Raw genomic sequence first — 25,135 nt, forward strand, 5'->3', positions numbered from 1 at the left:
TTGAGTCATTGAAGCGCTTCGCGATGAGGCGAATAATAGTCTCCTAAAATCAAAAAGATAAAGGAAGACAATATGAAACCTCAAACACTTCAAAAAACCGCACTCGCACTACTTGTTGGTTGGTATGCTGCGAATGCAGCCGCTTATTCTGAACAAGGCCAAGCCGGTAATACCAAAAGTTGGGAAAGCGCTGAATACCTCAAAGACTGGGGCTTAACCTCAATGAATGCCTCCACGGCTTATGCCCTTGGCTTTAATGGTTCAGGCGTAAAAATCGGCGTGATGGATTCTGGCGTACTATTAAACCACCCTGAATTTCAAGACGGTCGAATCCACGTTGTAAAAACAGAAGGGACTTATAGTAAAGATGGCATGCGTTATCCCGATGCATCGGTGGGAAATGGTCCAATTAATAAAAATGAACCAGTAAAAAACGGTAAACGCAATTTCGATAAAACAGATAATGGCATCTTCACTAAAGGTGAAGCCTTCAATATTGACGGGGCATGGCATAAATATACCAATGATGCACACGGTACGCATGTTGGAGGGACAATGGCGGCAAGCCGTGATGGCAATGAAATGCACGGTGTGGCTTTCGGTGCTAACCTCTATTCTGCCAATACTGGTGGTAACGACAACATGACCTATGGTCCAAACCAAGACTATGATTTCTTCTTACAAGGCTACTCTGCCCTAGCGGATGCCGGTGCCAAAGTAATTAATAACAGTTGGGGTTCAAACCGTCGTGTCAATTCATCCTTTGCCGGTGCCTTAGGCTATAAACCAAAATATGATTGGCGTAATGTGCCTGAATATGGCGTGCAATATTATGATGTGCCAAAAGCACCTGAGCCAATTTCCAGTCCTGCGGCACATATTTATTTAAGTAACTTAGGTGAGGCTGAAAAAGCTTATTATCAATTTGTCACGAGCGGTGAAAAAAACTTTGTTGATGCGGCTTATGAAGTGGCAAAAAATAAACAAGTAATTCAAGTCTTTACAGCGGGTAACCGCAGTATGATGGCTGAGTCCTTTACGCGTGCGATGTTGCCTTATTTCAGACCTGATGCAGAAAAATACTGGGTAAACGTCACGGGGCAAGTCGGTGGTGAAGGCTATCCTAATGATTCGAATGACGATGTGAGTGATGAAAAAGCAGGTGCAGATATTCAAGAATTTAACCTCGCAGGCCATTCAAAATGGTGGACGATTGCAGCGCCATCCGCCAACATCTATTCCTCCTACATTCAATTACAAGACAACAATACTTATGGTGACCCTATTTACAAATCAGCTGGTGGTACTTCAATGGCTGCCCCACATGTAAGTGGTGCATTAGGTGTCATCTTTTCTCGCTATCCATATATGACAACCGATCAAGCGCGCGATGTTATGCTCACTACTGCGAGACAAACCACACTTCGTAAAGGGCTTGAAGGTAAACCGTTAGAACGTTGGGAAACTGAACAAGGTGTACCAAGTAACGTTTGGGGTTGGGGGATTTTAGATCTTGGCAAAGCCATGTTTGGTCCAGGTCAATTCTTAGGAAACGTGAAAATCAACCTCAACCAAAATGATGTTTGGTCAAATGATATTAGCGATAAAGCGATCAAAGCACGTCAGGTCGAAGATCAAGCTGAAGCCGCGACTTGGACAACGCGCAAAGCAGAATTACAAGCGTTAATGCAAAATCGTGCAGGCGCGACAGCTGAAGAAAAAGCGGAATATCAAGTCGGTTTAGCGCGTGAAGCCGCACGTAATGAACGTGCTGCACAAGGTTATGTCGGTGCATTAACTAAAAATGGTTCTGGCACCTTAACCCTCACCGGTAATAACAGCTTCACCGGAGCAATTACCGTGAATGACGGTCAGCTTTCAGGGTTAAATCAATCCCTTGGTTCGGCACAACAAGTCATCGTAAAACAAGGTGCAACATTGGAAGTGTTACCGAAAGCGGAAGTCACTAAACCAAGTGAGAATGGATTTGTTACTGAAACCTTAACCAGTACTGCGAAAACAGTCACTGCAACAGTGGAAAAAGGTGGTCGTTTCTTACTGAATAATGGTATTGCTAACGTCAATGCAACTTTTGCAGATGGCTCTATTTTAGTGCCAAATAAATTTGACGAAGAAATTCTGCCTCAATTACAACAAGATCCACAAAAAGTGGTTTCAGTACAAGGTTCTGGCTCATTTGTAGGAGCTGAAAATGCGGTAGTTGAAACACCTCGCACTTATGATTTCCTTACGGTGAAAAATGAAAGTAATGCGAATACGTTGAAAGTGACCGTTCAGAAAAAAGCCCTTTCATCTGCAGCAACCACTGAAAATGAAGCGACTATTGCAAACACCTTAGATGCAGCAACAAACAGCCCAGCTTACCAAAACCTTATTTTGGGAACTGAAGAGAATGCTCGCCAAGCCTTTGCTCGTTTAAGCTATGATGAAGATCTCGCTGCCCAACAACACAATGTGTTAAATGGCTTATTGCTTCGTCAGCAACTTGCCCAACCAGGTGCAGTAAGAGCACAACTTAATACCGGTACACAAATTTGGACCAGTGGCACATTCACCCACTTCAGCACGGATAATTTAAGCAGTCATGCGTACAATCAACTTGTGGGTATTGATGCGACCATTGATACAAACAAACATTTAGGTGTATTTGTTGGTTCAACACAAAACAGCCACAAAATTGACCGCACTTCGAAAGATCGTGCCGTGCATTTAAGCTTAACAGCTGAACATCGCTTCAACGTGTTAACACCGAAAATCGGCTTTATTCAAAGCTGGGGTAAACACGAACAACGTGCTGAATTTGCACAAGGGGTGAAAAGCCATAGCCAAACACAAAATGTCTTTGCTGAACTTGCCTACACAGGCTTAAAAGGCGAACATTTTGCAATTGAACCTTATGCTGGCGTAAGCTATATGCACATCAAAAACAAAGGTATGACAAAAGGCGAAGTGCAGTTAAAAGACAACAATCGTGATTTAATCGTCACCTCTGTAGGTTTACGTCCATCCATTCCATTTGCAATTGGTGGTGTTCAATTAAACTTATTAGGTGATGTGGCTTATCATCGCTTCCATAAAGATAAAGCCGCTGAAGGCAGCTTGGTTATCAATAACCAAGGTGTAGCAAATCTTTATGGTAAAGAATTGAAAAATGTCGTCACGACAGGTGTTGCATTACAAGCTCAATTTACACCAGTATTGAGTGTGAAAGTCGGCTATCAAGGTGCTTACAACCACGATACGAAAGCGAATAATGTTAATGCAGAACTACGTTTCTCATTTTAACGATATTCAATAATACAAAAAGTGCGGTCAGTTTTTGAGAAGCTTTAAAACTCTTTGAAAATTGACCGCACTTTATACTTTGATGGTTTAACTTGCATACTATTTAAATTTTAAAATAGACATAACTAGTTTTTATTATCTTATATTATACAGTTACTATCTTGTTTTACTTTTACCCTTTTGTATTCTAGATAGCCAAAAGTGCATAGGTAAAATAATTATGTGTAATTTAATCGATGCTTCAAGAGACTTATATAAAAGTCTGCCATATTGAATATTATCAATTCCAACATCTAGATTTATATAAACTAATGCCAAAAAAAATAAAATAAAGGCAGCAAGAAAAGACAAGAACGTTAGAATAATATATCTCATTTCTTTTCCTTTTAATTTGTCATGTACTTAAATAGAAAATAGGATATCTAGCATTAGCCTTTTCATTACTTACTTCCTTTTTGAGACTCATTATGAGTACGATTAAATACATGCTGGTTATAGGGGCGTAGCTCATTTTAATTGAGCTTTTATTCATCTATAAAAACAAAAGGCATCAACTTGATGCCTTTTTAATTCATTAACATGAAAATTAACGTTCATTCCAACGTTTGATTGATTCACGAATCACTTCTTTCGCTTCTTCTACATCGCCCCAGTGAGTCACTTTCGTTGAACCTGGTTTTTTCAATGCTTTGTAGTTGTTGAAGTGGAATTCAATTTGTTTGATTAATTGCGCAGGTACATCTGCAAGGCTGTTGTATGCATTGCCGGTATCGCGATCATCTGCTGGCACACAAACGATTTTATCGTCCACTTCGCCATCATCAACGAATTTCATTACACCGATTACTTTTGCTTCAAGGAATACACCCGTTGCAAGTGGTTGACGAGTTAATAATAAAACGTCTAACTCATCGCCATCTTCATCTAAAGTTTGTGGAATGAAACCATAGTTAGTTGGTTTTGCGAAGATCGCTGGCTCAACACGGTCTAATTGGAACGCGGCAACTTTACGGTTCCATTCGATTTTGTGGCAGCTCCCTTCTGGAATTTCATTTACCACATTGATAATGCCGGCATCTACATCGCCTGGCGTTAAAATTTGATTAAAATCAGCCATTGTTTTTCCTTTTTTGATTACGTTAAAAACTCTCAGAGTATAGCAGTTTTTAGCCGATAAAAAAATATGGGAAAAACATCCTCAAAACTGACCGCACTTTCCTATCAAACTTCTATAAAACGACTACGCAAACGTTTACTTTTGAATGATTTACTATAAAATAGCACATCTTTTTGATTATTAACCTAGGGGACTTTATGTCAAGTTTAGAAAAAACCTTTGAACTCAGCAAACGCGGTTCAACGGTTCGTCAAGAAATCATCGCAGGTTTAACCACCTTCTTAGCCATGGTGTATTCCGTGATTGTTGTGCCTAAAATGCTTGGTGATGCAGGCTTTCCGGCAGAATCTGTCTTTATCGCAACCTGTTTAGTCGCGGGACTTGGATCGATTTTAATCGGCTTTTGGGCAAATGCGCCAATGGCGATCGGTTGTGCCATTTCATTAACTGCTTTTACCGCATTTAGCTTAGTAATTGGTCAACATGTTTCTATTCCTGTGGCATTAGGCGCCGTATTCCTCATGGGTTTAGTGTTTACCTTAATCTCTGCAACAGGTATTCGCTCATGGATCTTACGTAATCTACCGTCAAGCATTGCACACGGTGCAGGGATTGGGATCGGCTTATTCTTACTTTTAATCGCCGCAAATGGCGTAGGCTTAGTGGTCGGCAATCAAGCGGGTTTACCGGTTAAATTAGGCGATTTCACCTCATTCCCAGTAATGATGTCTTTAATCGGTCTTGCATTCATTATCGGTTTAGAAAAAATGAAAGTAAAAGGCGGGATTTTATGGGTGATCATCGCGATTACTATCGTAGGTTTAATCTTCGATCCAAACGTAACATTCAATGGCCAAATCTTCAAAATGCCAACCTTTGGTGAAAACTCACTTTTCTTACAATTAGATCTCCAAGGTGCATTACAACCTGCCATTTTACCGATTGTCTTTGCGTTAGTGATGACGGCGGTATTTGACGCAACAGGTACTATTCGCGCCGTTGCAGGACAAGCTGACTTATTAGATAAAGACGGACAAATCATCAATGGCGGTAAAGCCTTAACCTCTGACTCTGTAAGTAGCTTATTCTCGGGCTTATTCGGTACTGCGCCAGCCGCCGTTTATATCGAATCTGCAGCAGGTACAGCTGCGGGCGGTAAAACCGGTATCACCGCTATCGTCGTCGGCGTATTATTCTTATTAATGTTATTCTTCCAACCACTTGCCTTCTTAGTGCCAGGTTATGCAACTGCACCAGCATTAATGTATGTGGGCTTATTAATGTTAAGCAATGTAAGCAAATTAGACTTCGATGATTTCGTAGGCGCAATGAGCGGATTAGTTTGTGCGGTATTCATCGTATTAACGGCAAACATCGTAACCGGTATCATGCTTGGCTTTGCGGCATTAGTGATTGGTCGTATCGTGAGTGGCGATGTGAAAAAACTCAACATCGGCACAATTATCATCGCTGTTGTACTTGTCGCATTCTACGCAGGCGGCTGGGCGATTTAATTAAATACAATCTTGATAAGGCGAACAATGGTTCGCCTTTTTTATTTCTCGCCTTAAAAAACAATCAAAAAACTAACCGCACTTTTACTTTACAAATCCCTAAATCCGCCTAAAATACAGGCCTTTAATACGGCTTGCCAAAAGCAAGCTACTGACCTGAAATCAGACAAGAGAACATTATGACAACCCCATTTAAACCTGAATTACTCTCCCCTGCGGGCTCCCTTAAAAATATGCGCTACGCCTTTGCTTATGGCGCAGATGCCGTTTATGCAGGCCAACCACGTTACAGCTTACGTGTACGCAACAATGAATTTAATCACGCCAATTTAAAAATCGGGATCGATGAAGCCCATGCGCTTGGCAAAAAATTCTATGTGGTCGTAAACATTGCACCGCATAACTCTAAACTCAAAACCTTTATTAAAGATTTACAACCTGTGATCGATATGGGCCCAGATGCCTTAATTATGTCAGATCCAGGCTTAATCATGTTGGTGCGTGAAAACTTCCCGGATATTGATATTCACCTTTCTGTTCAAGCGAATGCGGTAAACTGGGCAACGGTAAAATTCTGGAAACAAATGGGATTAACTCGTGTGATTTTATCGCGCGAATTGTCCATCGAAGAAATCGCTGAAATTCGCCAACACGTGCCTGATATCGAACTAGAAATTTTCGTACACGGTGCGTTATGTATGGCGTATTCTGGCCGCTGCTTGCTTTCTGGCTATATCAACAAACGCGACCCAAACCAAGGTACTTGCACTAATGCTTGCCGTTGGGAATACAAAATGGAAGAAGGCACCACAGATGAAGTAGGCAACATCGTGCCGAAAATCGATCCCGCTCAACAAATCGAAGTGAAAAATGTCGCGCCAACTTTAGGCGAAGGTGCGGTAACGGATAAAGTCTTCCTTTACACCGAATCACAAAAGCCTGATGAGCAAATGACCGCTTTTGAAGATGAGCACGGCACCTACTTTATGAACTCAAAAGATCTGCGTGCAGTACAACACGTGGAAAAATTGACCACACTTGGTGTGCATTCTCTAAAAATCGAAGGTCGTACTAAATCATTCTATTACTGCGCTAGAACCGCACAAGTTTACCGCAAAGCCATTGATGATGCGGCTGCGGGCAAACCATTTGATGAAAGTTTAATGGATACGTTGGAATCCCTTGCGCATCGTGGTTATACCGAAGGTTTCTTACGTCGCCATACGCACGATGAATACCAAAATTACGAATACGGCTACTCTATCTCTGAACGCCAACAATTTGTCGGTGAATTTACCGGTAAACGTAATGAACAAGGTATGGCTGAAGTGGCAGTGAAAAACAAATTCTTACTTGGTGATGAAGTGGAAATGATGACACCACAAGGCAATATCGTCTTTAAGATTGAAAAAATGCTTAATCGCAAAAACGAAAATGTGGAAGCTGCACTTGGCGATGGTCACTTTGTCTTTTTAGATGTGCCACAAGACGTCCAACTTGATTATGCGTTGCTAATGCGTAACTTGGTCAACACCAACACGCGCAATCCACACAATTAATTTGTTAAAAAATTGTTGCATTTGTTAATAGATGCACTATAATACATCCCATACCTGATTTGTTAATTCAACAACTCATAGTATGACTCCAAATATTTTGCCCTTTCACCTTTTTGAAAGGGCTTTTTTTATATCCTAAAAAGCACTCCAAATCATATAAAATACTCCATTTTAAAATCAATTAACTTCATATTATTTATGAAAAAATATATAAAAAATCATTCTTGACATTAAAATGAGATCAGGAGTAAATTAAGCGAGTAATTAAAGTAATCATAAATATAAGGGATTATATTATGTTTGCAAAACTTTCCCGCTACGCCCATTCAGCCCAAGACGAACTCGGTAATCTCTTACCTTACAAACATTGGCAAACCTTGCAAAGCCATTTGGTAAATGTTGGGGAAATAGCAGCAGAGTTTGCGCGTGTATTCGGGGCGCAGGAAATTGCCTACCAGACGGGACAACTTCACGATTTAGGGAAATATTCAGAAGCCTTTAACCGCCGATTGCATGGTGGCCCATCAGTCGATCATGCCACCGCCGGAGCCAAAATTGCTATTGAGCGTTGGGGAAATGCTATCGGCCAGCTGATAGCCTTTTGCATTGCGGGGCACCATGCAGGGTTGGCAAATGGAAACGGTGAAGGTGATAACCGCAGCACGTTAAAACAGCGTTTGGCGTTGCAATTTGGTGCAGATATTCCCGCTCTTGATAACCTGTGGCAACAAGAAATCAAGCTCCCGGAAACCCTATCCGCACCGCCACTCAAAGCCGACGCGCATCATCCTTTTTTCTCCTACGCCTTCTTCACCCGAATGCTCTATTCCTGCTTGGTAGATGCCGATTATCTTGACACCGAAGCCTTTTATTCAAACCTAGAAAACAAAGCCATCGAGCGCGGCGGTTATCCCGATTTAAACGCCTTACAACACAATTTCAATCAATTCATCAACGCTTTCAGACGACGTATCGCCCAAGCTTCAGAGCAAACCGAAGCCGAAAAACGTAATGCCGCCTTAAACCGCCTGCGCAGCGAAATTCTCGATTACGCCGTAGAACAAGCGGCACAACCGCAAGGGCTGTTTACGCTCACCGTGCCGACCGGCGGCGGCAAAACCTTCACTTCCATGGCGTTCGCACTGGAACATGCCAAACGGCACGGTATGCGGCGCGTGATTTATGTCATTCCGTTCACCAGCATCATTGAACAAAATGCCGCTGAATTTCGCAAAGCCTTTGGCGAATTAGGCGAACAAGCCGTGTTGGAACACCACAGCACCTTCGACGACGGCAAACTGCAAAATGAGGCCACCAAAGACAAATTACGCCTTGCCTCGGAAAACTGGGACGCGCCGATTGTCGTAACCACCGCCGTGCAATTCTTCGAATCCCTCTTTGCCGACCGCTCCTCGCGCTGCCGCAAGCTGCATAACATCGCAGGTTCCGTCATCATTCTCGACGAGGCGCAAATGCTGCCGCTTAATCTGTTGATGCCCATCATGCAAACCATCAAAGAATTGGCACAAAACTACCGTTGCAGCGTCGTCATGTGCACCGCCACCCAGCCTGCCGTACAAGCCGAAAACGGCTTCTATCGAGGCTTTGAAAACGTGCGCGAAATAGCCCCAAAACCGACCGCACTTTTCGAAAAACTGCGCCGCACCACCGTGCAACACATTGGCACACAAACCGACGCCGACCTGCTCGCCAAACTCGCCGAACACCCGCAAATGCTCGTCATCGTCAATAACCGTCGCCACGCCCGCAGCCTGTACGACCAAGCCAAACACCTTGACGGCACATTCCACCTGACTACCTTAATGTGCGCCAAACACCGCAGCCAAAAGCTCGATGAAATCCGAGGCTGTTTGAAAAACGGCGAACCCTGCCGCGTTATTGCCACTTCCTTAATTGAAGCCGGCGTTGATGTGGATTTTCCGCTGGTGATGCGCGCCGAAGCAGGTTTAGACAGCGTTGCCCAAGCCGCAGGGCGATGCAACCGCGAAGGCAAAAGACCGTCTGAAAACAGCTTTGTATGGATATTCGCACCCGAAGAACAATGGAAAGCCCCGCCCGAACTAGCTACCCAAGCCGCCGTCATGCGCCTGACCGCCGACAGCTTTTCAGACGACCTCTTATCCACCCAAGCCGTCGCTGCCTATTTCAAAGACCTTTACGACTTAAAAGGCAAAGAACTGGATTACAAACAAATCCTGCAAATGCACCGAAACGCCGGGAAAAGCCTCGATTTCCCATTCCAAACCATCGCCGACAAATTCCGCATGATCGAAAGCCATATGCAGCCGCTGATTATTCCGTTCGATGTCGATGCCGAAAACCTTATTAGCAGTCTGCACCACGCCGACAACATCGGCGGACTCTTACGCAAACTGCAACCCTACACCATCCAAATCCCCGAAAAAGTCCTCGCTGCTTTACATAAAGCAGGGCGTATCGAACCGATAAACGAGAAAAACTTCGGCAAACAGTTTTATACGCTGATTGGGCTGGATTTGTATGATGAAGTGGCGGGGTTGAGTTGGGAGGATACTAATTTTATAAAAGAGGAGAACTTGATATTTTGAAATTTAAATTTGATTAAATTATTTAGCATTTGGCTACTTATTGAAATTAACCTGCAACCATTTTATTAGAAGGAGAGTTCCTATGGGACGTAAAATTTTTATTTCTTACAAATATAGTGATTCATCCGTAAAACGCTTATCCCCTTATCAGGAAGCGACAGCTCGAGATTATGTTGATATTCTGCAAGCAAAATTAGAAAAAGATGGCATCCATATAAACAAAGGAGAGAAAGACAATGAAAGTCTAGCTCAATTTAAAGATGAGACTATTCAAACAAAATTATCAGATAAGATTTTTGACAGTTCAGTAACAATAGTCTTGCTTTCACCGAACATGAAGGAATTGTGGACTGCCGAAAGTGAACAGTGGATTCCTTGGGAAATTGCATACTCTATTAAAAACAAAAAAAGAGCATTATCTTCAAGCAAGCGAAATGCAATTTTATTAGTGGCTTTGCCAGACTGGAACGGTAATTATAATTATACGGATCAACCTGGTTTCTATTTTAATATCATAAACAATAATAGAAACAATTTAAAATATTCATATCCAGCAAATTATCTAACCTCTAAATGTTCTCAGTCTTATATGCTTAAGTGTAATTGGGATAAATTTATTTCAAATATTAATGGCTGGATTAATGCCGCTATTGAAATTAAAGAAAATGCTGATAAATATATTATTAACACCAAATTTTAGGAGTATATAAATGGCTTATTTTACTAAACAGGAAGTTCGCGAATATGCAAAGTTAGCAGCAATGCATAAACAAGAAACTCCTCACCATACGAGTGGTGTTATTTTAACATTGCAATTAAATGATTACTCAAGCATATTGGAAAATATAGTTAGAATTCAAAATAATCAACAAAATTTTGATGTTTTTCTATCACATTCTATTAGGGATGCAGAGTTTGTCCTCGGGGTGGCAAATATCTTAGAAAAAATGGAGCAAAAAGTTTACATAGATTGGGTAGTTGATAAACAGCTTTCCAGGGATTCTGTAACAAAAGAAACTGCTGAAACGTTGCGGAATAGAATGAAGCAATCTTCTAAATTGCTGTATTTAGCTACGGATAATGCCTCATCTTCTAAATGGATGCCTTGGGAATTAGGATACTTTGATGGATTGAAGTCTGGAAACGTAGCTATTTTACCTTTGGTTGATTCTGCATACAGTTCATTCCAAGGACAAGAGTATTTAGGGATTTATCCTGCCTTAGGTAAAGATGATTTGAGAGGATTTTTAGGTTAATCATTTTGGGCTTTAGAGGGTTTCTAAAGCCCAATATAAATATTTATTGGAGTTGCTATGGAATTCACCAAGGAACAGAAAAAATTTATCACTGATTTTGTTGTAGAGATTAAAAATGGCGATGCTGCGATTTTTGCGGGAGCTGGGCTATCAGCGTCAGTTGGTTTTGTTAATTGGAAAGAGTTGCTGAAAGATTTTGCAGATGAATTAGATCTTGATATTGAAAAAGAACATGACTTAATTGGAGTTGCTCAATATTACTCTAATCGATATGAAAGAGGTAAAATTAATAAAAGAATAATTAATGAGTTTACAACCTTAAAGCAAGGTAGCGAGAATCACAAACTTCTTTCTAAGATTGGTATTAGTACATTCTGGACAACTAACTATGATCAATTAATAGAAAGAACTTTAGAATCTGATGGAAAAACTGTTGAGAAAAAAATAAGAAATAATGATTTTTCTCATAATATTAAAAAGAAAGATGCTATTGTTTACAAAATGCATGGTGACAAAGATTTTCCAGAAGAAGTTGTATTAATCAAAGATGATTATGAAACTTATCAGGATAAAAGGGAATTATTTGCTACGGCGTTAAGAGGGGATTTGCTTTCAAAAACATTTTTGTTTATAGGCTTCAGTTTTGATGATCCAAATTTAGAATATATTTTAGGACGTATTAAGGTTTTATTAAAAAACAATACGCCAACACATTATTGTTTTTTTAAAGAAGTATCAAGAGATGACTTCCAAGATGAGGAAAGTTATACATATGCCAAAGTTAAGCAAGAATTAAAAATAGAAGACCTTATTAGATATGGCATTCATTCAATAATGATTCAGGAATATTCTGACATTACTGCTATTTTAAAAGAAATTGAAAGACGCTTGAAACGTAGCAATATTTTTATTTCAGGTGCAGCGCATAATTACGATCCATTTACTGAGGATAGAGCTAAAGAACTTATACATAATCTTAGTTATAAACTGGCAGAGAAAGAATATAAGATTATTTCCGGATATGGCTTGGGCATTGGCAGTATCGTTATTAATGGAGCGTTAGAATATAAATATCAATCAAACTATCGCAATTTAGACGATTTATTAATTTTAAGACCATTTCCGCAAATGCAATCAGGAAATAAATCTATTTCTGAAAGATGGACTGACTACAGAAATGAAATCATTTCTCAAGCTGGTATTGCTATTTTTATGTTTGGAAACAAATTGGATAAAAATGGAGACATCGTTCTTTCTAATGGCATGAAAGAAGAATTTGAGATTTGCTTACAACATAATGTGATTCCAATTCCAATTGGCTGTACTGGCTCAATATCTGAAGAGCTTTGGGATGATGTTATAAAAAATCGTACCGAACTATATTTTAATGATCAGTCATTAATAAATGAAATAAAAAAGCTGGGTCAATCTGATATTTCTAATGATGGAATTATTTCTACGGTGCTTTCTATCATTGATAAGTTACAAAAGATGTAAAAAAAGTGCGGTCAATTCTCCCAACGTTTTCAAAACGTCGTCTGAAACCGCACTTTCCAACCAAAAGGAGAACCAAATGAACCAAATCCGCCTACACGTTTGGGGCGATTATGCCTGTTTTACCCGTCCGGAGATGAAGGTGGAGCGGGTGTCTTATGATGTCATCACGCCGTCGGCGGCGCGCGGGATTTTGGCAGCGGTGCATTGGAAGCCGGCGATTCGGTGGGTGATTGACCGGATTTATGTGTTAAAGCCGATTCGGTTTGAGTCGGTGCGGCGCAATGAGTTGGGCGGCAAGATTTCGGCGGGCAAGGTCAGCGGCGCGATGAAGCGCAAGAGCGTTGCCGATTTATATATGCTGATTGAAGACGACCGCCAGCAGCGCGCAGCGACGGTGCTTAAAGATGTGGTTTATGTGATTGAAGCCCATGCGGTGCTGACGGCAAAAGCGGGGGCGGATGAGACCGTTACCAAGCATATCGAGATGTTCAAACGCCGTGCGAAAAAGGGGCAATGCTTTCAGCAGCCTTGTTTGGGCGTGCGTGAATTTCCTGCCGATTTTGCGTTGATTGACGAAGGCGAGCCGCTGCCGCTGTCGGCATTATCGGAAAGCGAGGCAAACCGCGATTTAGGCTGGATGCTGCACGATATTGATTTTGACCACGGCAACACGCCGCATTTTTTCCGCGCGCAAATGAAAGACGGCGTGATTGATGTACCGCCGTTTTACGCCGAGGAGGTGAAAGCATGATTCTTGCGTCCCTTGCCCGTTATTACCGCCGTTTGGCAATGGAAACCGATGAAATGGGCAACCCAAAAGTGCCGCCTTATGGCTTTAGCGAGGAGAAAATCGGCTGGATTTTGGTGTTGGATAAAGAAGGTCGTCTGAAAACCGCTGTGCCGAATCTGACTGCCGATAAAAAGCCGCAGCCGAAGCTGATGAGCGTGCCGCGCCCTGAAAAACGCACGTCGGGTATCAAACCGAATTTTTTGTGGGATAAAACCGCCTACGCACTTGGCGTGGAAGCCAATAAAAACAAAGCCGAAGCAAAAGAAAAACCGTTTACGTCGTCTGAAAAAACTTTTGAAGCCTTCAAGCAATACCATCTCGATTTACTGCAAAACAGTGAAGATGAAGGCTTGCAAGCCTTATGCCGTTTTCTGCAAAACTGGCAGCCTGCACATTTTGCTGTCGAAAATCTGCCTGCCGAAATGCTCGATGCCAACATCGCATTTTCTCTTGAAAAACCGACCGCACTTATCCATAAACGCGAAGCCGCACAAACCTTATGGGCAGGCTGCCTGAAAAGCGATGAAGCACTCGAAGGCTTGTGCTTGATTAGTGGCGATACAGCCCCGATTACACGGCTGCACCCAGCGATTAAAGGCGTATTTGGCGGGCAAAGCTCCGGCGGTTCGATTATTTCATTCAACAAAGAAGCCTTTGCCTCTTTCGGTAAAGAGCAAGGTGCAAATGCCCCTGTTTCCGAACAATCCGCCTTTGCCTACACCACCGCGCTGAACTATCTGTTGCGCCGCGAAAACAATCACTGCCTGACCATTGGTGACGCCAGCACGGTCTTTTGGGCGGAAGCGGATGATAACGCGATGGCGCAGGCTGCCGAGGGCTTCTTTGCGCAAGTATTCACGCCGCCGGATGACGAACAAGAAAGCGCCAAAATTTTCAATGTGTTGGAACAAATGGGCAAAGGTCGCCCGCTGCAAGAAATTGCACCCGAACTCTCTCCCAATACCCGTTTTTACATTTTAGGGCTTGCCCCCAACGCCGCGCGGATTTCTGTTCGCTTTTGGCTGGATACCACGTTTGGGCAGTTGGCGGAAAATTTGGCGCAGCATTGGCAAGATTTAGCCCTTGAGCCTTGCGCATGGAAAACGCCGCCGTCGATTTGGCGACTTTTATTGCAAACTGCCGTATTGGGCAAAAGCGAAAATATCTCGCCCGTGTTGGCAGGTGAGATGACCCGCGCCGTGATTTGCGGCACGCCGTATCCCTTGAGTTTACTGTCGCAACTGATTACCCGAATCCGCGCCGACGGCGATGTAAACGGCCTGCGCGTGGCAATGATGAAAGCCGTATTAGAGCGGCGTTTTAGAAAAGGTTTTATCGAAGAAGGAGTTCCTATGAGTTTGAACAATGAAAGCCAGAATCGCGCCTATCTTTTAGGGCGGCTGTTTGCCGTGTTGGAGCGCATCCAATATCAGGCGTTGGGCGAATTAAACGCCGGCATTGCCGACCTCTATTACGGCTCTGCATCCGCCGTGCCGTTTTCGGTTTTTCCGCGCCTTTTGTCAGGTGCAAAACACCATTTATCGCGCTTGCGTAAAGACAAAGCCGGCATGGCGGTGAATTTGGATAAAGATTTGGGCGAAATCATTGCCAAACTGCCCGAAACCTTTCCGCGCCATTTGAGCATTGACGAGCAAGGCCGCTTTGCCATCGGCTATTACCATCAAAAACAAAGCTATTTTGCTAAAAAAGAAACCGCTGAAACTATTGAAAACTAAGGAGCCAGAAAATGTCTGCCATTCAAAACCGCTATGAATTTGTTTACTTTTTTGACGTAACCAACGGCAACCCCAACGGCGATCCCGATGCGGGCAATATGCCGCGTCTTGATCCCGAATCCAGTAAAGGTTTGGTAACCGATGTCTGCCTGAAACGCAAAATCCGTAATTTTGTAGAAATCAGCAGCGAAAACGAAGCCGGTTACGAAATCTACGTCAAAGAAAAAAGCGTGTTGAACCTGCAAAACAAACGCGCTTATGAAGCTTTAGGGATTGAACCAAATACTAAAGAAAAAAAACTGCCAAAAGACGAAGCCAAAGCCCGCGACATTACCGCGTGGATGTGCAAAAACTTCTTCGATATCCGTACCTTCGGCGCCGTGATGACCACCGAAGTCAACAGCGGACAAGTGCGCGGCCCGGTACAACTGGCGTTCGCCCAATCCATCGACCCGATTGTGCCGCTGGAAGTTTCCATCACCCGCATGGCGGTAACCAACGAAAAAGACTTGGAAAAAGAACACACTATGGGGCGCAAATACATCGTCCCTTACGCGCTCTACCGCGTGCACGGTTTTATCTCCGCCAACCTTGCCGCCAAAACCGGTTTTTCAGACGACGATTTAGCCAAACTCTGGCAAGCCCTGACGCTGATGTTTGAACACGACCGCTCCGCCGCCCGTGGCGAAATGGCGGCGCGTAAATTGATTGTTTTCAAACACGACAGCGCGCTTGGTAGCCAGCCTGCACATAAATTGTTTGATGCCGTGAAAGTCGAACGCGTAAACGGCGAATCAGGTACGCCTGCAAGTGGTTTTGGCGATTACAAAATCAGTGTGATTTCAGATGGCCTGAATGGCGTGAGTGTGGAAGAGTTGCTTTAAAAAACGTTCAAAAAAATGACCGCACTTTTAACCAAAACCCAAGGCGAAAATCAGGACATGCGCCTGATTCCCCTTTCCGCTCTGCAACACTACGCCTTCTGCCCGCGTCAATGCGCCTTGATTCACAACGAGCAGGCGTGGGCGGAGAACTATTTGACCGCGCAGGGCAAGGCGTTGCATGAGCGAGTGGATTCTGGCGAGCCGGAAACGCGCAAGGGTGTGCGTTTCGAACGGACGGTGCATGTATCGGCGGAGAAGCTGGGCATCAGCGGCGTGTTGGATTTGGTGGAAGTGGAGACGAAGACAGGCCGTCTGAAACCCGTGGAATACAAACGTGGCAAACCCAAACCTGACCCAATGGACGAAATCCAGCTTTGCGCCCAAGGCTTGTGCTTGGAAGAAATGACGGGGCAAACCGTCTCTGAGGGCGCGCTGTGGTATATGCATACCCGCCACCGTGTTCCCGTCGTATTTTCAGACGATCTGCGCGCCCAAACACTCACCACCATCGCCGCCGTGCGCGAACTCCTAAACAGCGGACAAACCCCGCCGCCCGACTACGGCAAACGCTGCAAAGCCTGCTCGCTAGCGGAGATTTGCCAGCCGCAGTTGCTGGGGAAACGGGATAGGAGTGTGGGGTATGTGGAGGGATTGTTTGGGGACTTGTATTTTGAATAGAAAGCCTTATATTCAATAGAAAATTTTTTAAGGAGATCAAATATATGTTAGATGAAAATCAGGATGTTACTTCTCAAGACGGCTCAAATACTCAAGAAGTAGAAAATATTAATGATAGCAATATCCACTGGTATGATTCAAAATTGATGAAGGCTTTGGGGGGAGTTACTATATTGACAACAATTTTTGCTTGTCTATTTTCTCTTTATAACCAATATCATAAAATTCCCTCTTTAGAAGAAGAAAATAAAAAATATCAACAGATAATAAATGAAAAACAAAAAGAAATTAATTATCTGACCAGTAATTCAGTAGTTAGCCAATTAAGAAAAGAAAATGGAAATAAGGATAGAGAAATCAAATTACTAGAATCTCAAGTTAGAGAAATTAGAACTTCCAGAGATCAAGCTTTAAACGGAAATAGTAAACTTGAGTCTATTATTACCCAATGGAAATCTGCTCATCAAAATATTGAGAACAATTTGAAAATCTGTAGTCAGCAATTACAACAGATAAAAGTTAATGCAGATTTATTAAAGGAAATTACTTTTCTTCGTAATAAGATAGAGCAAAATAATATCAATATTAATAAAAATTGGGATAAACCAACCAATATACAAATTGAAACTTGGAGATTAGATAATCAAGGTCTTAATTCAATGATTAAAGATTATCAACAAAAATTAAACTGCCAGCAACCATAGGCATCACAATTTTCAGACAGCCAGCCTTATCAACCCCAAAAAGTGCGGTCAAAATTCAAGGAGTTTCCCCATGCGCAAACTGCAAAACACGCTCTACATCACCACCCAAGGCAGCTACCTGCATAAGGAGCGGGAGACGCTGGTGGTGGAGCAGGAGCGTAAGAAGGTGGCGCAGTTGCCGGTGCATTCCATCGGGCATATTTTCTGTTTTGGGAATGTGCTGGTGTCGCCGTTTCTGCTGGGGTTTTGCGGTGAAAATAATGTGAATTTGGCTTTTTTTACGGAAAACGGGCGTTTCTTGGGACGGCTTCAGGGGCGGCAGAGCGGCAATGTGCTGTTGCGTCGGGCGCAGTATCGGGTGTCGGAGCAAAATCCCGTGCCGATTGCGCGCAATATCATTGCGGCGAAGATTCAGGCGGGTAAGCGGGTGCTTCAGCGGCAGATTCGCAATTATGGCGAGAATGCGGCGATTCAAAGTGCGGTCGATGCTTTGAACATTTCGCTGCGGCAGTTGAAGGACGCGGCGGAGCTGGACGTGGTGCGCGGCATTGAGGGCGATGCGGCGGCGCGTTATTTCGGTGTGTTCGGGCAGCTTTTGAGCGAAAAAAGCGGCTTTACTTTTGACGGGCGCAACCGCCGTCCGCCCAGAGACGGGGTGAATGCGCTGTTATCGTTTGTGTACAGTCTGTTGGGCAAGGACATCAGCGGCGCGCTGCAAGGCGTGGGGCTAGACCCGCAGGTGGGCTTTCTACACGCCGACCGGCCGGGGCGCGATAGTCTAGCGCAGGATATTTTGGAAGAATTCCGCGCGTGGTGGGCAGACAGGCTAGTGTTGTCGCTGATTAACCGCGGGCAAATCAAACCGCAGGATTTTGTTACTGAAGCAAGCGGCGCGGTAAGTTTGAAAGCAGAGGCGCGTAAGCTGTTGTTCCAAGCCTTGCAGGCGAAAAAGCAGGAGAAAATCGTTCATCCGTTTTTGGGCGAAGAAGTGGAAATCGGGCTGTTGCCGTATATTCAGGCCATGCTGTTGGCGCGGCACTTGCGCGGGGATTTGGCGGAATATCCGCCGTTTTTGATGAGATAAACTATGTTAATGCTGATTACTTACGACATTTCTTTTGACGATCCAAATGGGCAAGCGCGATTGCGCCGTATCGCAAAACATTGCTTAGATTACGGCGTTCGGGCGCAATATTCGGTATTTGAATGCGATGTCACGCCTGACCAGTGGGTCATGTTGAAAAACAAGCTGTTGGAAACCTACGACCCCACATGTGACAGCCTGCATTTTTATCATTTAGGCAGTAAATGGCGTAATAAAGTGGAACATCATGGCGCCAAACCGGCCGTTGATATATTTAAAGACGTACTTGTCATTTAGTTCGCTAACCTATTGTTCTCATTAAAATCCTGATAGGATAGCGATCTTCGTTTTCTTTAACAATTTGGATGAATTAATCTATTTGTATAACGACAATGTGGCGGTTATACTTACCAAACTCCTTATCATAAAATTAGTTAGCGAAATACAGTGTTTAATACACTGATTTTTCTTGCTTTTTTATGTAGGGAGCAGCCACCTTCGGGTGGCTGTGTGTTGAAACAGTATTTATTATCAAGAAAAAGATCCTGATGCGAAGCAGCCACCTTCGGGTGGCTGTGTGTTGAAACACTCACTGGCATAATGCCAACGGTACATTCTACGGCAGCCACCTTCGGGTGGCTGTGTGTTGAAACATTCCTGACACTAACAAGAAATTCCCCGTCATCGGCAGCCACCTTCGGGTGGCTGTGTGTTGAAACTTAACTGGTGCGTTTAATATGGGCCTCAAATCTGCAGCCACCTTCGGGCGGCTGTGTGTTGAAACCCTATCAATATCGTGCGCATGGAAACAGATTTACACCAGCCACCTTCGGTGGCTATACGTTGAAACAAATCTTAATAAATTTGAATAGTATAATATTTACCTTCCTACTCTATCTCTCAACCCAATTCATACCCAACAACATTTCTCCCTTGTATTTCCCCCTTATTCGCTCTAGACTATGCCCCATTTTTAGCTTTCATTATTTATAATTATGCGTGTTTCTGACTTTCATTTTGACTTACCAGATGAGCTGATTGCTCGTTATCCTAAAGAAGATCGCTCTTCTTGCCGTTTGCTACAACTCAATGGTGAAAACGGGGAAATTTCTCACCGCACTTTTACCGATGTATTAGATTTAATCGACGAAGGCGATTTATTGATTTTTAACAATACGCGCGTGATCCCTGCTCGTATGTTTGGTCGAAAAGCCAGTGGCGGGAAAATTGAAGTATTAGTGGAGCGTGTGTTAAGTGAACATCATTTCTTAGCGCATATTCGCTCATCAAAGGCCCCGAAAGAAGGCGCAGAATTATTTTTAGGCGAAGATAAGCTCGGTGAAAATAAGGGCGTAAAAGCAATCATGGTTGGTCGTCAAGATACGCTTTTTGAAGTGGAATTAGCGGATAAGAGTCGCAATGTACTTGATGTGTTACAAGAAATCGGTCATATGCCGTTGCCGCCTTATATTGATCGCCCTGATGAAGAAGCGGATCAAGAATGCTATCAAACTGTGTATAACAAAGTGCCTGGTGCAGTGGCTGCGCCAACGGCTGGCTTGCATTTTGATGATGAGCTTTTACAAAAATTACGCGAAAAAGGTGTCAATTTTGAATTTGTGACTTTGCACGTGGGCGCCGGTACATTCCAGCCCGTACGTGTTGAAAATATTGAAGATCACATTATGCACGCGGAATACGTAGAACTTTCTCAAGAAGTCTGCAATGCCATTATTGAAACGAAGAAAGCGGGTAAACGTGTGATTGCGGTAGGTACAACATCAGTGCGTTCTGTTGAAACAGCTGCCCTATCTGCGGAAGAAAATGGCAACCCAGATTTAATTGAACCTTATTTTTCTGATACGTCCATTTTTATTTACCCGGGTAAATCATTCCGTGTAGTGGATGCGTTGATTACCAACTTCCACTTACCGGAAAGTACGTTGATTATGTTGGTGTCTGCCTTCGCAGGCTTTAGCCACACCATGAATGCCTATAAAAGTGCGGTCGAAAATCGCTATCGTTTTTTCAGTTATGGCGATGCGATGTTCATTACTAAAAATCCCAATGTGAAAGGGTTAGAATAAGTGGTTTGACTTATTTTCAACCAACTCATAAAATACCTAACAAGAAGCCTGTACTAACAGGCTTTTTTATTGAACAACAACCTACGAACTGTTTATTCGTTGAGGAAAAAAATGAAATATGAATTAGATAAAACCAGCGGCAGTGCGCGTCGTGGTCGCTTGGTGTTTGAACGTCCACAAGGCACGTTCACCGTAGAAACCCCCGCATTTATGCCGGTGGGTACTTATGGCACCGTAAAAGGCATGACACCAGAAGAAGTGCGTGCGACAGGTGCTGAAATTTTATTGGGTAACACCTTCCATTTATGGCTTCGTCCTGGACAAGAAGTGATGCGTAAACACGGTGATTTACACGACTTTATGCAATGGCATCGTCCGATTTTGACTGACAGTGGTGGTTTCCAAGTATTTAGTTTAGGTAAATTACGCAAAATCACCGAAGAAGGCGTAAAATTCCAAAACCCAATTAACGGTGAGCGCATTTTCCTTTCGCCTGAAAAATCCATGGAAATTCAATATGATTTAGGGTCTGACATCGTGATGATTTTCGATGAATGTACGCCTTATCCAGCGACTTTCGATTATGCGAAAAAATCCATGGAAATGTCTCTTCGTTGGGCAAAACGCAGCCGCGATCGCTTTGATGAATTAGGCAATAAAAATGCCCTATTCGGTATTATCCAAGGTGGTGTATTTGAAGAATTACGCAAAGTATCATTAGAAGGCTTAGTCAATATTGGCTTTGACGGTTACGCGGTGGGCGGTTTAGCGGTAGGCGAACCAAAAGAAGACATGCACCGCATTTTAGAATACATCTGCCCACAAATCCCGGCTGATAAACCGCGTTATTTAATGGGCGTGGGTAAACCTGAAGATTTAGTGGAAGGCGTACGTCGTGGTATTGATATGTTTGACTGCGTAATGCCAACTCGTAACGCACGTAATGGTCATTTATTCGTGACAGACGGCATTGTGAAAATCCGTAATGCAAAATATCGTGATGATACGAGCCCGTTGGATCCAGAATGTGATTGCTACACCTGTAAAAATTACACAAAAGCGTATTTATATCATTTAGATAAATGTGGGGAGATTTTAGGCGCTCGCTTAAATACCATTCATAACTTACGCTATTATCAACGTTTAATGGCGGAAATTCGTCAAGCTATCGAAGACGATCGTTTTGATGATTTTGTGGTGGAATTCTATGCTCGCATGGGCAAACCCGTTCCTCCATTACAATTAGCGGATAAATCATAATTAATGAAAGTGCGGTAGAAAAATGAAATGCTTTTTGACCGCACTTTTAACAAAGGAAACCTTATGCAAATCCTTGAAACTCAGCAATTTGCCACTTGGAATGAACCGATTGATATGCTTTACGCCTGTCATAGCAAAGTGAAACGCTTTTGTAAGCAGCTCACCATTCTTCCAGGCTATTTAGAAAAGAATGGCGTGAATCAAGCTGTATTAAATGATGTGAAAACCATTTTGCAGTATTTTAATCATGCGGCGCCCCTTCATCATGAGGATGAAGAAAAAGACTTCTTCCCCGCTTTAATTGAAAAAGCGCCTCAAGCAAAAGAATCGGTGGATGAATTAGAACGCCAACATGTTACTTTACATGAAAATTGGGCAAAGCTTTCGGAGCAGCTAGAAGAATTAATTGCTGAGAAACGCACTGATGTAGATGAAAGGCTGATTACGCTATTTGTGGCGAGCTATGATAGACACATTGCCCTTGAAGAGCCGCTATTTGAGCTTGGTAAGCAACATTTATCAGCAGAACAACTCACTGCTATGGGCAAAATTATGTTTGCGCGTCGCCAAGCTTAATCCATGAAATATCAATTAGATTTAACCGCACTTTCCTGCCCGATTCCGCTTTTAACGGCGAAGAAGGCTTTGGCAAATTTAGCGCCGAATGATGAATTAGTTTTGCAATTAAATCGTCAAAGTGCGGTGGAAAATTTTGTTGTTTTTTGTGAAGAAAATCAATGTGAATTAGTAGATCAACATTGGCTTTCTGAGCAAATCTTCGAAGTTTGCTTGAAAAAAATCAATTAATCCAAAAATTCTAGGTGTTATTGCCTTCATCGGCTTTTACTGAATGCCGTTTTATGGTATTTTACGCACACTTTTAACTTTTCATTTTATAAGGAAAACACAATGGAAGCACAAAGCCCAATGTCCACGTTATTTATTTTCGTGATCTTCGGTTTAATTTTTTATTTTATGATTTACCGTCCACAAGCGAAACGTAACAAAGAACACAAAAAATTAATGTCTGAATTAGCGAAAGGCACTGAAGTATTAACCGCTGGTGGTTTGATTGGTAAAATCACCAAAGTAACCGAAGGTGCTGAAATTGTTATCGCTTTAAACGATACCACTGAAATCACGATTAACCGTAACTACATCGTTTCAGTATTACCGAAAGGTTCTGTAAAATCTCTCTAATTTAAATTCCTAAAGGGAAAACTATGTTAAATCGTTACCCATTATGGAAGAATCTAATGGTGATCCTTGTGGTCGCCATTGGTGCTTTATACTCTCTTCCAAATATCTATGGTGAAGATCCAGCGGTGCAAATTTCCGGTACTCGCGGACAACAAGCAGACACCACCGCATTAACTGAAGTACAAAATGTACTGAAAGAAAATAACCTTCCAACCAAATCTATCGTTCTTGAAAATGGCTCTATTCTTGCCCGTTTCAACAACACAGATGACCAACTTCTTGCCAAAGATAAAATTGCAGAAAAACTTGGCACTAACTACACCACCGCATTAAACCTTGCACCAGCAACACCAGCTTGGTTAAGCAGCATTGGTGCAAATCCAATGAAATGGGGTTTAGACTTACGTGGTGGGGTACGTTTCTTGATGGAAGTGGACATGAATTCTGCTTTAGCTAAACGTCAAGAACAGTTACAAGACACATTACGCAGCGAATTACGTAAAGAAAAAATTCAATTTACCGCAATTAAAAACGGTGACAAATTTGGTACCACAGTCACGTTAGAAAACGCTGACCAAATGTCAAAAGCAGCGCGTATTATTCGCCAGTTACACCCAACATTAGACGTGTCTGATATTGGTGATAACACTTTAAACCTTGCGCTTTCTGAAGCATCATTAACTGAATCACGTAACTTAGCGATCGAGCAAAACTTAACGATTTTACGTAAACGTGTTGCTGAATTAGGCGTAGCTGAAGCGGTTATCCAACGTCAAGGTGCAGAACGTATCGTTATCGAATTACCGGGCGTTCAAGATACGGCTCGTGCAAAAGAAATCTTAGGGGCAACTGCAACACTTGAATTCCGTATTGTGAATTCATTAGTAAATCCTGAATCAGCTGCTCGTGGTATGTTGCCTTCTGATACAGAAATCAAATATGACCGTCAAGGTCGACCTGTTGCGCTTTACAAACGTGCGGTATTGGGTGGTGAACACATCATCAACTCAAGTTCTGGTTTAGACCAAAACACCAGTACGCCACAAGTAAGTGTAACCTTGGATAGTGAAGGCGGCGAAATCATGTCGCAAACTACCAAGAAATACTATAAAAAACCAATGGCAACCTTGTATGTAGAATACAAAGACAACGGTAAAAAAGACGAAAATGGCAAAACCATTTTAGAGAAAAGTGAAGAAGTGATTAACGTTGCTACCATTCAAGGTCGCTTCAGTTCTAACTTCCAAATTACGGGTGTAAGCAGTTCTGCAGAAGCACAAAACCTTTCTATGTTATTAAAATCAGGTGCATTAATTGCGCCAGTGCAAATTGTAGAAGAGCGTACAATCGGTCCTTCTCTTGGTGCACAAAACGTAGAACAAGGTATTGATGCAAGCTTCTGGGGCTTAATTGCAGTCATTGTCTTCATGCTGGTTTACTATAAAGTCTTTGGTATTATCGCAAGCTTTGCCTTGGTGATTAATATCGTTTTATTAGTCGGTTTGATGTCTATCCTACCTGGTGCAACACTCACCATGCCGGGGATTGCGGGTATCGTATTAACCCTGGGGATGTCGGTGGATGCCAACGTACTTATTTTTGAGCGTATCAAAGAAGAAATTCGTAATGGTCGTCCAATCCAGCAAGCCATTAACGAAGGTTATAACGGTGCATTCACCTCTATCTTCGATGCAAACTTAACCACAATTTTAACGGCAATCATTCTTTATGCTGTGGGTACCGGCCCAATTCAAGGCTTTGCAGTAACCCTTGCATTAGGTGTGGCAATTTCAATGTTTACAGCAATTACCGGAACACGTGCTATCGTGAACTTCCTATACGGCGGTAAACGTCTTGAAAAATTATCAATTTAGG

The 25,135-nt window shown here is 42.7% G+C and carries 21 protein-coding genes; 20 read left to right on the forward strand and 1 reads right to left on the reverse strand.

What is annotated here, in order from left to right; all coding sequences use genetic code 11:
• The first annotated feature begins 72 nt into the window (after nucleotides 1-72).
• Entirely contained in the window at nucleotides 73-3,306 is a 3,234-nt protein-coding gene (locus tag INP94_RS00385; protein WP_197543674.1) for a S8 family serine peptidase, read from the forward strand.
• Between the two features lie 586 nt (nucleotides 3,307-3,892).
• On the opposite strand, the gene INP94_RS00390 is transcribed toward INP94_RS00385, so the two are convergent.
• Nucleotides 3,893-4,423, reverse strand: a complete 531-nt coding sequence (locus tag INP94_RS00390) for an inorganic diphosphatase (protein ID WP_005695476.1) — start codon at nucleotides 4,421-4,423, stop codon at nucleotides 3,893-3,895.
• Nucleotides 4,424-4,620: 197 nt separating this feature from the next.
• Here INP94_RS00390 and INP94_RS00395 point away from each other — a divergent pair, with 197 nt between their 5' ends.
• The 19 genes from INP94_RS00395 to secD all read left to right on the forward strand — a co-directional run bounded on the left by INP94_RS00395 (nucleotide 4,621) and on the right by secD (nucleotide 25,134).
• The gene (locus INP94_RS00395) at nucleotides 4,621-5,937 is read left to right on the forward strand and encodes an NCS2 family permease (RefSeq protein ID WP_005695475.1); all 1,317 of its coding nucleotides are present in this window, start codon (nucleotides 4,621-4,623) and stop codon (nucleotides 5,935-5,937) included.
• Nucleotides 5,938-6,116: 179 nt separating this feature from the next.
• On the forward strand, nucleotides 6,117-7,496 hold the full coding sequence (gene trhP / locus INP94_RS00400) for a prephenate-dependent tRNA uridine(34) hydroxylase TrhP (RefSeq protein WP_197543675.1): 1,380 nt from the start codon (nucleotides 6,117-6,119) through the stop codon (nucleotides 7,494-7,496).
• A gap of 296 nt (nucleotides 7,497-7,792) precedes the next feature.
• Complete coding sequence (gene cas3 / locus INP94_RS00405; protein ID WP_197543676.1) at nucleotides 7,793-10,084, forward strand: CRISPR-associated helicase Cas3'; 2,292 nt, start codon at nucleotides 7,793-7,795, stop codon at nucleotides 10,082-10,084.
• An 82-nt stretch (nucleotides 10,085-10,166) separates the two neighbouring features.
• Nucleotides 10,167-10,784 (forward strand): TIR domain-containing protein, encoded by a 618-nt coding sequence (locus INP94_RS00410; protein WP_197543677.1) that lies wholly within the window; start codon nucleotides 10,167-10,169, stop codon nucleotides 10,782-10,784.
• 10 nt (nucleotides 10,785-10,794) lie between these two features.
• Nucleotides 10,795-11,340, forward strand: a complete 546-nt coding sequence (locus tag INP94_RS00415; RefSeq protein ID WP_197543678.1) for a toll/interleukin-1 receptor domain-containing protein — start codon at nucleotides 10,795-10,797, stop codon at nucleotides 11,338-11,340.
• A 57-nt stretch (nucleotides 11,341-11,397) separates the two neighbouring features.
• Complete coding sequence (locus INP94_RS00420) at nucleotides 11,398-12,837, forward strand: SIR2 family protein (protein ID WP_197543679.1); 1,440 nt, start codon at nucleotides 11,398-11,400, stop codon at nucleotides 12,835-12,837.
• Between the two features lie 76 nt (nucleotides 12,838-12,913).
• Nucleotides 12,914-13,588, forward strand: a complete 675-nt coding sequence (cas5c, locus tag INP94_RS00425) for a type I-C CRISPR-associated protein Cas5c (RefSeq protein ID WP_197543680.1) — start codon at nucleotides 12,914-12,916, stop codon at nucleotides 13,586-13,588.
• Nucleotides 13,585-15,363, forward strand: a complete 1,779-nt coding sequence (gene cas8c, locus INP94_RS00430) for a type I-C CRISPR-associated protein Cas8c/Csd1 (protein ID WP_197543681.1) — start codon at nucleotides 13,585-13,587, stop codon at nucleotides 15,361-15,363. Before cas5c ends, cas8c begins: the two co-directional genes overlap by 4 nt.
• An 11-nt stretch (nucleotides 15,364-15,374) precedes the next feature.
• On the forward strand, nucleotides 15,375-16,247 hold the full coding sequence (cas7c, locus tag INP94_RS00435; RefSeq protein WP_197543682.1) for a type I-C CRISPR-associated protein Cas7/Csd2: 873 nt from the start codon (nucleotides 15,375-15,377) through the stop codon (nucleotides 16,245-16,247).
• A 15-nt stretch (nucleotides 16,248-16,262) separates the two neighbouring features.
• Nucleotides 16,263-16,925 carry a CRISPR-associated protein Cas4 gene (gene cas4, locus INP94_RS00440; RefSeq protein WP_197543683.1) on the forward strand — a complete coding sequence of 221 codons (663 nt, stop codon included), beginning with the start codon at nucleotides 16,263-16,265 and terminating at the stop codon, nucleotides 16,923-16,925.
• Nucleotides 16,926-16,969: 44 nt separating this feature from the next.
• Nucleotides 16,970-17,629: a hypothetical protein gene (locus INP94_RS00445; RefSeq protein ID WP_197543684.1), complete on the forward strand. Its 660-nt coding sequence runs from the start codon at nucleotides 16,970-16,972 to the stop codon at nucleotides 17,627-17,629.
• Between the two features lie 70 nt (nucleotides 17,630-17,699).
• Complete coding sequence (gene cas1c / locus INP94_RS00450; protein WP_197543685.1) at nucleotides 17,700-18,713, forward strand: type I-C CRISPR-associated endonuclease Cas1c; 1,014 nt, start codon at nucleotides 17,700-17,702, stop codon at nucleotides 18,711-18,713.
• Between the two features lie 3 nt (nucleotides 18,714-18,716).
• A complete protein-coding gene (cas2, locus tag INP94_RS00455) occupies nucleotides 18,717-19,010 on the forward strand; it encodes a CRISPR-associated endonuclease Cas2 (RefSeq protein WP_197543686.1) in 294 nt (97 codons plus the stop codon).
• 698 nt (nucleotides 19,011-19,708) lie between these two features.
• Nucleotides 19,709-20,800 carry a tRNA preQ1(34) S-adenosylmethionine ribosyltransferase-isomerase QueA gene (gene queA / locus INP94_RS00460; protein WP_197543687.1) on the forward strand — a complete coding sequence of 364 codons (1,092 nt, stop codon included), beginning with the start codon at nucleotides 19,709-19,711 and terminating at the stop codon, nucleotides 20,798-20,800.
• A 111-nt stretch (nucleotides 20,801-20,911) separates the two neighbouring features.
• Nucleotides 20,912-22,060 (forward strand): tRNA guanosine(34) transglycosylase Tgt, encoded by a 1,149-nt coding sequence (gene tgt / locus INP94_RS00465; RefSeq protein ID WP_049369520.1) that lies wholly within the window; start codon nucleotides 20,912-20,914, stop codon nucleotides 22,058-22,060.
• 63 nt (nucleotides 22,061-22,123) lie between these two features.
• Nucleotides 22,124-22,636: a hemerythrin domain-containing protein gene (locus INP94_RS00470; RefSeq protein ID WP_197543688.1), complete on the forward strand. Its 513-nt coding sequence runs from the start codon at nucleotides 22,124-22,126 to the stop codon at nucleotides 22,634-22,636.
• A 3-nt stretch (nucleotides 22,637-22,639) separates the two neighbouring features.
• A complete protein-coding gene (locus tag INP94_RS00475; RefSeq protein WP_049376154.1) occupies nucleotides 22,640-22,867 on the forward strand; it encodes a sulfurtransferase TusA family protein in 228 nt (75 codons plus the stop codon).
• Between the two features lie 102 nt (nucleotides 22,868-22,969).
• Nucleotides 22,970-23,260 carry a preprotein translocase subunit YajC gene (gene yajC, locus INP94_RS00480; RefSeq protein ID WP_005695468.1) on the forward strand — a complete coding sequence of 97 codons (291 nt, stop codon included), beginning with the start codon at nucleotides 22,970-22,972 and terminating at the stop codon, nucleotides 23,258-23,260.
• A gap of 23 nt (nucleotides 23,261-23,283) precedes the next feature.
• Entirely contained in the window at nucleotides 23,284-25,134 is a 1,851-nt protein-coding gene (gene secD, locus INP94_RS00485; RefSeq protein WP_197543689.1) for a protein translocase subunit SecD, read from the forward strand.
• The last annotated feature ends 1 nt before the right edge of the window (nucleotide 25,135 follow it).

The organism is Haemophilus parainfluenzae, from assembly GCF_014931395.1.
Classification (GTDB): Bacteria; Pseudomonadota; Gammaproteobacteria; order Enterobacterales; family Pasteurellaceae; genus Haemophilus_D.